1 protein-coding gene is annotated in these 1243 nt (G+C 45.9%); it reads left to right on the top strand.

The genetic code is table 11. The features are described from left to right. Complete coding sequence (gene tuf, locus JIG37_RS18155) at nucleotides 1–1185, top strand: elongation factor Tu (RefSeq protein ID WP_054564107.1); 1185 nt, start codon at nucleotides 1–3, stop codon at nucleotides 1183–1185. Nucleotides 1186–1243: the final 58 nt, after the last annotated feature.

Raw genomic sequence — 1243 nt, 5'->3', positions numbered from 1 at the left:
ATGGCAAAAGAAAAGTTTGAACGCGTAAAACCGCACGTAAACGTTGGTACAATCGGCCACGTTGACCACGGTAAAACAACTCTAACAGCAGCAATCACTAACGTACTTGCAAAAGTATACGGTGGTGTAGCTAAAGACTTCGCATCAATCGATAACGCTCCAGAAGAGCGTGAGCGTGGTATCACAATCTCAACTTCACACGTTGAGTACGATACTCCAACTCGTCACTACGCACACGTAGACTGTCCAGGACACGCCGATTATGTTAAAAACATGATCACTGGTGCTGCTCAAATGGACGGCGCAATCCTAGTAGTTGCTGCGACTGACGGTCCTATGCCACAAACTCGTGAGCACATCCTACTTTCTCGTCAGGTTGGTGTACCTTACATCATCGTATTCATGAACAAATGTGACATGGTTGACGACGAAGAGCTACTTGAGCTAGTTGAGATGGAAGTTCGTGAACTTCTTTCTGAGTACGACTTCCCAGGTGATGACTTACCACTAATCCAAGGTTCAGCGCTTAAAGCGTTAGAAGGCGAGAAAGAGTGGGAAGACAAAATCGTTGAGCTTGCAGAAGCACTAGATTCTTACATCCCAGAGCCAGAGCGTGACATCGATAAGCCATTCATCATGCCTATCGAAGACGTATTCTCAATCCAAGGTCGTGGTACTGTTGTAACAGGCCGTGTTGAAGCTGGTATCATCAACGTGAATGACGAAGTTGAAATCGTAGGTATCAAAGAAACTACGAAGACAACTTGTACAGGTGTTGAGATGTTCCGTAAGCTTCTAGACGAAGGTCGTGCGGGTGAGAACATCGGTGCACTTCTACGTGGTACTAAGCGTGAAGACGTTGAACGTGGTCAAGTACTAGCTAAGCCTGGTTCAATCACTCCACACACGAAGTTCACTTCAGAAGTATACGTACTTTCTAAAGATGAAGGTGGTCGTCACACGCCATTCTTCAAAGGTTACCGTCCACAGTTCTACTTCCGTACAACTGACGTAACAGGTGACGTACAGTTACCAGACGGCGTTGAAATGGTAATGCCTGGTGACAACATCAAGATGACTGTAGAACTAATCTGCCCAATCGCGATGGACGAAGGTTTACGCTTCGCTATCCGTGAAGGTGGCCGTACAGTTGGTGCTGGTGTTGTTGCAACTATCGTTGAGTAATCAACTATAGTGATGCATTAAGCATTAAGAAAAACCCGAGCTTAGTCTCGGGTTTTTT

The sequence above is a fragment of the Pseudoalteromonas sp. bablab_jr010 genome, assembly GCF_016464105.1.
Taxonomy (GTDB): domain Bacteria; phylum Pseudomonadota; class Gammaproteobacteria; order Enterobacterales; family Alteromonadaceae; genus Pseudoalteromonas; species Pseudoalteromonas simplex.
This window is presented reverse-complemented; position numbering and strand designations above follow the sequence as displayed.

What these genes read in the sequence shown, in the direction of transcription:
- tuf (WP_054564107.1), top strand. Translation starts at nt 1, where the DNA reads ATGGCAAAAGAAAAGTTTGAACGCGTAAAACCGCACGTAAACGTTGGT.